General features: G+C 69.5%; 8 protein-coding genes. 5 read left to right on the forward strand and 3 right to left on the reverse strand.

Features of this window, described 5'->3' with window-relative positions; translation table 11 throughout:
* Together ACYVE7_RS24890 and ACYVE7_RS24895 are read right to left on the reverse strand one after the other, a co-directional pair.
* Positions 1–347 (reverse strand): AfsR/SARP family transcriptional regulator (locus tag ACYVE7_RS24890; RefSeq protein WP_460367711.1); only part of this gene is annotated, 347 nt, incomplete at its 3' end.
* 43 nt (positions 348–390) lie between these two features.
* Positions 391–1,065, reverse strand: coding sequence for a TetR/AcrR family transcriptional regulator (locus tag ACYVE7_RS24895; RefSeq protein WP_460367713.1), 675 nt, complete (start codon positions 1,063–1,065; stop codon positions 391–393).
* Between ACYVE7_RS24895 and ACYVE7_RS24900 the strand changes: the two genes are divergently transcribed.
* The 3 genes from ACYVE7_RS24900 (at position 1,064) to ACYVE7_RS24910 (ending at position 5,864) form a co-directional block, all read left to right on the forward strand.
* Complete coding sequence (locus ACYVE7_RS24900) at positions 1,064–2,065, forward strand: AurF N-oxygenase family protein (RefSeq protein WP_460367716.1); 1,002 nt, start codon at positions 1,064–1,066, stop codon at positions 2,063–2,065. The two genes, ACYVE7_RS24895 and ACYVE7_RS24900, sit on opposite strands and share 2 nt — an antisense overlap.
* A 67-nt stretch (positions 2,066–2,132) precedes the next feature.
* The gene (locus ACYVE7_RS24905; RefSeq protein WP_460367717.1) at positions 2,133–3,413 is read left to right on the forward strand and encodes an FAD-dependent oxidoreductase; all 1,281 of its coding nucleotides are present in this window, start codon (positions 2,133–2,135) and stop codon (positions 3,411–3,413) included.
* A gap of 1,326 nt (positions 3,414–4,739) precedes the next feature.
* Positions 4,740–5,864 (forward strand): metallophosphoesterase, encoded by a 1,125-nt coding sequence (locus tag ACYVE7_RS24910; protein WP_460367718.1) that lies wholly within the window; start codon positions 4,740–4,742, stop codon positions 5,862–5,864.
* 564 nt (positions 5,865–6,428) lie between these two features.
* Here the strand turns inward: ACYVE7_RS24910 and ACYVE7_RS24915 are convergent.
* Positions 6,429–6,659 carry a hypothetical protein gene (locus tag ACYVE7_RS24915; RefSeq protein WP_460367720.1) on the reverse strand — a complete coding sequence of 77 codons (231 nt, stop codon included), beginning with the start codon at positions 6,657–6,659 and terminating at the stop codon, positions 6,429–6,431.
* Between the two features lie 191 nt (positions 6,660–6,850).
* Between ACYVE7_RS24915 and ACYVE7_RS24920 the strand changes: the two genes are divergently transcribed.
* Positions 6,851–7,354, forward strand: coding sequence for a potassium channel family protein (locus ACYVE7_RS24920; protein WP_460367722.1), 504 nt, complete (start codon positions 6,851–6,853; stop codon positions 7,352–7,354).
* Positions 7,351–7,799, forward strand: a 449-nt coding sequence (locus ACYVE7_RS24925) for a hypothetical protein (protein ID WP_460367723.1), incomplete at its 3' end; no start/stop codon positions are given. The genes ACYVE7_RS24920 and ACYVE7_RS24925, both read left to right, overlap by 4 nt.

Raw genomic sequence — 7,799 nt, forward strand, 5'->3', positions numbered from 1 at the left:
GCCGGATCCGAAGGGAGGGCCGCCCGGCCCGTCGCGACGAGCGCCTCGAACCGTGCGACGTCCACCGCCTCGGGCGCGACGTGCAGCAGATACCCGGCCGGCCTGGTCTCGATCTCCACTCCGCGCAGCGCCCGGCGCAGCCGCGACACGATCGCCTGCAGCGCGTTGGCCGCCGCGACCGGGGGCTCCTCACCCCAGATCCCGTCGATCAGGGACTCGGCGGGGACGAGGCGTCCGGGCTCCAGGGCCAGGGCGATCAGCAGGGCTCGCAGCCGGGCCCCGCCCAGCGGCACGGCCGTCCCGGCGCCGTCGGTGATCTCCAGGGCGCCCAGCATCGCGATCTTCACCCGCCCATTCTGTCCGAATTCCTGCCGGCGGGCGGGCGAGCCGTCAGCTCGGCGACGGGCTGGGTTTCGGAACGATCGTGAACGGGGTGAAGACCGCGGCGACGGTGTGGAGATAGGTGCGGAGCGCGGCCGGGTCGTCGGCGTCGATCGGGGTGTTGACGAAGATCAGGGACAGGACGGTGCGCGTCACGGCGTCCAGGAGGAGAGGGACGTCGCACGGCGGCATCTCGCCCTCGTCGATCCGGGCCTGGACCAGCGGCAGGGCCGCGTGGGTGACGCCCGCGACCGCGGCGGACGCGTTCGTGGTGAACCACGGGAGCACCAGTTCGGGGACGTCGCGGAGCGCGGCGCGCAGCAGCGGATGGCTGCGGGCGTGCGAGGTGACGAAGACCAGCAGGTCGATGATCGAGTCGCGGTGCCAGGTCGTCTCGGCGATCCGGGGCTCCAGCTCCGCGAGGAACGTGGTGAGCTCGCGGGCGATCAGGGCGTCCTTGATGTCGTCGAGGGTGCCGGCGTGCTTGTAGAGGGTCGGCCGGGACAGCCCCGCGCGACGGGCGATCGCGGAGAGCAGCCGGTTGGAGGTGAATCCGCCCTCGGCCAAGCAGTCGGCCGCGGCGTCGAGGATGCGGTCGTGGATGTCGGCGGAGATCTGGCCGGTCATGGTGGGAATTCTAGAGCCGGAACCGTTGACCGTCGCCGAGGTGACGTTTACAGTCATGGGGCTGATTGTAAAGCGTCTGGGAGGCGTGCTCATGGTGCTGGCGAAGGTCGAGCCTGGCTCGGTATACGACGAGCTTTTGACGACGCTCTCGGGCGGGTCGGTGACCCGGCGTTTCGATCCTTATCTGGACATCGACTGGGACTCCCCCGAGTTCAAGATCGACCCCAAGGACCCCCGCTGGACGCTCTCGCCCACCGCGGACCCGCTCGGCGCGCACGCCTGGTACCAGGCGCTCCCGCTCGAGAAGAAGATCGAACTCGGCATGTGGCGGCAGACCAACGTCGTCAGGGTCGGGCTCATCTTCGAGAGCATCCTCGTGCGCGGGATGATGCAGTACGCGATGCGGCTGCCCAACGGCACCCCCGAGTTCCGCTACCTCCTCCACGAGATGACCGAGGAGTGCAACCACATCCAGATGTTCCAGGAGCTCGTCAACCGGACGGGCGTGGACGTCCCCGGAGTGAAGCTCGGCTACCGGATCATCGCGCCGATCGTCGGGAACTTCGCTTTCATCCCGACCGTGTTCTTTATCGGCATCCTCGGCGGCGAGGAGCCCATCGACCACGCCCAGAAGGCCGTGATCCGCGAAGGCGCCAACATGCCGCCCGCGATGCTCCGCACCATGGAGATCCACATCGCCGAGGAGGCGCGGCACATCTCCTTCGCCCACCAGTTCCTCAAGCAGCGGGCCATGGTGCAGAGCCGGATCCAGCGCTTCGGAACCTCCCTGATCTTCCCGCTGATCATGCGCATCCTGGCCGGAGCGATCATGGCTCCGCCGCGTCAGATGGCCCGCAAGTTCGGCATCCCGCGCCAGGTCATGAAGGAAGCGTTCTGGCAGTCGCCCGAATCGAAGCGGATCATGCGCGAGTACTTCGGCGACGTCCGGATGCTCGCCCATGAGATGAAACTGATGAACCCGGTCGCGCGGGCCACGTGGAGGGCGCTCGGCATCGACGGCCGCCCCTCGCGTTTCCGCGGCGAACCGCACCGGTAGGAGAATCGTGCCCCACGTTGTCACGCAGTCGTGTTGCGGAGACGCCTCGTGCGTCTACGCCTGCCCGGTGAACTGCATCCACCCCACCCCGGACGAACCAGACTTCCTGACGTCCGAAATGCTGTACATCGACCCGACTTCCTGCGTGGACTGTGGGGCCTGCGTCACGGCCTGCCCGGTCGAGGCGATCGTCCCCCACTCCAAGCTGACCGACGCGTCGCTGCCGTTCCTGCGGATCAACGCCGAGTACTTCGGCGAGCCGAAGCCCCGCCCGATCCTCGCGCCGATCCTCAGCGCCTACCCGGCGCCGGCCGAGCCGCTGCGCGTCGCGATCGTCGGCTCCGGGCCGGCCGCCATGTACGCGGCCGACGAACTGCTGTCGGTGCCGGGCACCGAAGTCGACATGTACGAGCGGCTGCCGTTCCCGTACGGGCTGGCGCGGCTGGGCGTCGCACCCGACCACGAGCGGACCAGACGCGTCAGCGAACTGTTCGACAAGATCTCCGTGCAGGAGGGGTTCCGGCTGCACACGGGCGTCGAGATCGGCCGTGACCTCACCCACGACCAGCTCAAGGCCAGGTTCGACGCGGTCGTCTACGCCGTCGGCGCGGCTTCCGACCGTCGGCTGGACGTGCCGGGCGCCGCCCTGTCGTCGACGGCCACCGAGTTCGTGGCCTGGTACAACGGCCACCCCGACTTCGCCGACCGCACGTTCGACCTGTCCGGCAGGCGCGCCGTGGTGATCGGCAACGGCAACGTCGCCCTCGACGTCGCCCGGATCCTCACCACCGACCCGGACCGTCTCGCCACCACCGACATCGCCCCCCACGCCCTCGAAGCGCTCCGCGCCAGCAAGATCGAAGAGGTCGTCGTGGTGGCGCGGCGCGGCCCCGAACACTCGGCGTTCACCCTCCCCGAGCTGGTCGGCCTCCTCGGCCACGACCTGTCCGTCGACCCCGACGGCATCACCTGGCCGGAGCTCACCACGGAGAAACTCACCCTTCTCCGCAAGCTCGCCGACCGCCCCCGCGGCCGCATGGTCCTGCGCTACAACCAGACCCCGTCCGCTTTCCTAGGCGACGAAACCCTCACCGCCGTCGAATTCACCTCCGGCGCCCGCCTAGACGCGGGTTTGGCCCTCACCTCCATCGGCTACCGTGCCGTCCCGATCCCCGACCTGCCTTTCGACGACGCCACCGGCACCGTCCCCCACACCGCAGGCAAGGTCTCCGACGGCGTCTACGTCACCGGCTGGATCAAACGAGGCCCCACCGGCTTCCTAGGCACCAACAAAACCTGCGCCCAAGAAACCATCCGCACCCTCTTCACCACCGCCACCACCCCCTAACCCGAAAGTAGGGGTAACGCGGGCACACCAAGATCGCCATGCGGCGACATGGCGTCACCCCTACTTTCATCCACCCACCGGCACCCCGCCAGGGGCATCTCGGCTAACCCCTCACCAACCACCAACCACCAAGCCCGCACCCACAGACCTGATCGCGCCGCCCGCCAGCGTGCCGCCCACCCCGCCCCCCCGAAACCACCGACACCCCGCAGCTCGACACGATCACCCGGCGGCTCACCCGCCCCGAGCACCGCGATCGCTCCGGTTGACCCACCCGCCCCGAGCGCCGCGATCGCTCCGGGCGGCTCACCCACGTCGAGCGCCGCGATCGCTCCGGGCGGCTCACTCGCGCCGAGCGCCGCGATCGCGTCGAGCGGCATGGTCGCGTCGGCGTGATCGTGTCGAGTGTCGGCGTGTCGCCCGTTCGGCCCTACCGAAACCGTCGACACGCCGCAGTTCGAGACGATCATCCGAGTGGTCTGCTCGAGCCGAGCGGCATGGTCGCTTTGGGTGGCTGCCCGCGTCGAGCGGCGTGATCGCTTCGGGTGGTGTGGGCGCATTGCGCGGGTTGATCGCGCCGACGGGTGTGATCGCCGTGAGCGGTGGCTTGATCGTGTCGAGCTGCGGCGTGTCGCCCGTTCGTCCTTCCCGAAACCGTCGACATGCCGCAGTTCGAGACGATCATCCGGGTGGTTCGCTCGCCTTGAGCGGTGTGATCGCTTTGGGTGGCTGGTCGTGTCGGGCGGTGGCGTGATCGTGTCGAGCTGCGGCGTGTCGCCCGTTCGGCCCTCCTGAAACCGTCGACATGCCGCAGTTCGAGACGATCATCCGGGTGGTTCGCTCGCCTTGAGCGGTGTGATCGCTTTGGGTGGCTGGTCGTGTCGGGCGGTGGCTTGATCGTGTCGAACTGCGGCGTGTCGCCCGTTCGGCCCTCCTGAAACCGTCGACATGGCGCAGTTCGGCGCGATCATCCGGGTGATCGGCTTGATGGTGTCGAGCGGCGTGGTCGCTCTGGGTGGGTTGAGTGGGTTGATCGCGCTGACGGGGTGATCGCCGTGAGGGGTGGCTTGATCGTGTCGAGTGGCGGCGTGTCGCCTGTTTGGGCTTTGGGGGATGGGCGACACGCCGCAGTTCGAGGCGATCATGGGTGGGCTGTGGGTCGGGAGGTGGCGAGGTTGGCGGAGGGCGGCTGTCTGGCTGGTCTCGGGGCGTGCGGTTGGGGGCGGGGTCGGGGTGAAGGGTTCGGGCGGGGGTGGGAACGGGTTGTGGGGGTGGTTCGTTTGGGTTGCGGGAAATGACCGGAAGGTGGGTGGGCGGGTGCCTCGGATGGCGGTGGTGGTCGGGGTTCTGGCCTTGGTCGTGGGGGTGCTGTTCGGGGTCTCCTGGTGGGGGGTGATCGGGCAGGCGGGGTGGCCTGGCTGGGTCGGGGCCGGGGGGAGTGTGCTGATCGTCGGGGCGGCGGTCGCGTTGCCCGGGTTGATGGTGTTGGGGCATGGGCGGGGGAATGATCGGGCGGCGGTCGCGGGGGACGCGCTGCTCGGGGCGGCCTGGATTCTGTTCAGCTGGTCCGTGATCGGGCTGGTGGTGCGGGGGGTGCTCGCGGCCGTCGGGGTCGAGGTCGGCGGGCGGGTCGTCGCGGGTGCGGTGCTCGGGGTGGCCGCGGTGCTGATGGGGTGGGGGTTCTACGAGGCGATGCGGGTGCCTCGGGTGGAGCGGGTCGAGGTGGAGCTGCCGCGGCTGGCGGCGGGGTTGGACGGGACGAAGATCGTCCTTCTCACCGACACGCACTACGGGCCGATCGACCGGGCCGACTGGTCGCGGCGCGTCACCGAGGTGGTGAACGGGCTGGACGCCGACGTGGTGGCCCACACGGGCGACATCGCGGACGGATCGCCCGTCCAGCGGCGCGAGCAGGCGTCGCATCTCGCGGACGTCAAGGCCGGGCTGGCGCGCGTGTACGTCACGGGCAACCACGAATATCTCGGGGACGCCGGCGGCTGGGTCGCCCACATGGGCGAACTGGGCTGGGAGGCGCTGCACAACCGGCACGTGGTGGTGGAGCGGGGCGGCGACCGGCTCGTCCTGGCGGGTGTCGACGACGCGACGGCGCGTGGTTCCGGGCTCGACGGGCACGGCGCGGACATCGGGGCGGCGCTGCACGGCGCCGATCCGGCGCTGCCGGTGGTGCTGCTGGCGCACCAGCCGAAACAGGTGCCGCTAGCGGAGGCCGCCGGGGTCGACCTTCAACTCTCCGGACACACCCATGCCGGACAGATCTGGCCTTTCCGGTATCTGGTCCGGCTCGACCAGCCGGTGGTGGCGGGGCTTTCGCGGCGCAACCACCGCACCCAGCTCTACACGAGCCGCGGCACCGGATTCTGGGGCCCGCCGTTCCGCGTCTTCGCCCCCAGCGAGATCACCCTGATCACGCTCCGCGCCCCTCGACGCTGACCACACGTCACCCGCAGGCCGCAGGCCTCGAAGTCCACGTCTCCTGAAGGGCCGGATCACGCGAACGCAGTCACGCCCCTGAAAGACGGGTCACGTGGACGCCTTGCGTGAGTCACGTCCTTGAAAGGGTGGTCGCGTGGAGGCGTTGCGTTGGTCACGCCGTCTGAAAGGGCGGGTCACGCGGACGCCTTGTGTGAGTCACGTCCTTGAAAGGCCGGTCGCGTGGAGGCGTTGCGTTGGTCACGCCGTCTGAAAGGGCGAGTCACGCGGACGCCTTGCGTGAGTCACGTCCTTGAAAGGGTGGCCGCGTGAACGCGTTGCGTTGGTCTCGCTGCCTGGAAGAGTGGGTCACGTGGAAGCCTTGCGTGGGTCGCGTCCTTGAAAGGCCGGTCGCGTGGAGGCGTTGCGTTGGTCTCGCTGCCTGGAAGGGTGGGTCGCGTGGATGCGTTACATGGGCCGCAGTGCCTGAAAGGTCAGGTCACGTGGACGTATTGCGTTAGTCGGGTCCTTGAAAGCCAGGTCACGTGAACGCCTTGTATTGGTCACGGTGGCTGAAAGGGCGGGTTACGCGAAAGCGTGGCATTCGACGGTGGCGCGGCTGGCGGTCATGCCCTGCCCGACGGAATCGCTGACGCACTGCTGCTGTGACGCGTTCAGTTCGACGTTCCCGCAGGCCTGCACGCTGGAGTAGGTTCGGCAGCCCGTCTCGGCCGCGGATGCCTGCGGCGCCATCGCGAATCCGCCCGCCGCCATCGCGAACACCCCGGCCATGAACGCCGCACTCTTCTTCGTCATCGTATTTCCTTCCGCTCGGTCTCTCCTCATCCAAACTATGGCCGCTTTGGCGGATAAAGGCCGCAATTGTGCTTTTATTGCCCATTCATGGCTTTGCGGCGACGCCTCGTCAAGCCCGGCCGCAGACGACGTTCGGGCATGATCAGGTCAAGCCGGGTTGCCGGGGCCGCGCCGCCGGGAACAGGGCAGATGTGCACGTCGAGGGGCGCGGGCGTCGCTTTCACGCCTGGAGCAAGGCCGGTGCGGCGATCGTGCTGATCACCGGCCTGTACTTCGCCGTGCCCCTGAAGTCGACCGCGCCCGACGGCCCGTTCCTGCTCCGGATGGCGGGGCTGTTCGCGGGGCTCGCGCTGCTGACGCTGGTGGTGCGGGAGCAGGTCCGCCGCGCGCTGGGGCCCGGGCGGATCCTCGCCGAGCAGGTCGCGATCCTCTTCACGCTGGTCGACCTGGTCGTGGTGGTCTTCGCGACCCTCTACTACGTGATCGACGACCAGTTCACGGGCCTCGTCACCCGGCTCGACGCCCTCTACTTCACCGTCGTCACCCTCTGCACCGTAGGCTTCGGCGACATCGCGCCGTCCGGCCAGGGGGCGCGCGCCCTCGTCACCCTCCAGATGCTCTTCGACCTGATCATCCTCACCACGGCGCTCTCCCTGGTCGTCACCCGTATCCGCCCGCCCCGGTCCCGTCCGTGAGCCCGGCGCTGCGGGCGGGCCTGCCGGTGGTGGTGCGGGCGTGGGTGCGGCTGGTGGTGGCGCTGCTCGGTTCGCAGGCGCTGCTCGCGGTGCTGGGCCTGGGCGACGCGGCGGGGTTCGCGGTGATGCCCGCGGTGTTCGGCGCGCTCTACCAGCCGGACGGGGACCGCCGCACCCGGCTGATCGTCACCGTCGCCGGGGGCGTGGTGGCGGCGGCGCTGGCCGTCGTCGGCGGGCTGGTCGCGGGGACGACCTGGCCGCTGATCCTCGGGCTCGGTCTCTGCGGGCTGGTGCTGGGGTATCTGCCCCGGTTCGGACCCCACGCGGCGGCCGTCCAGATGATGCTGCTGACGACTTTCGTGTACTCGGCCGCGAACGCCGGAGCCGCTCCGGGGCCGCGCGGGGCGGCCGTGCTGCTGGCCCTGCCGGTGCTGCTGGTCGCGAC

This window comes from Actinocorallia lasiicapitis, from assembly GCF_054778695.1.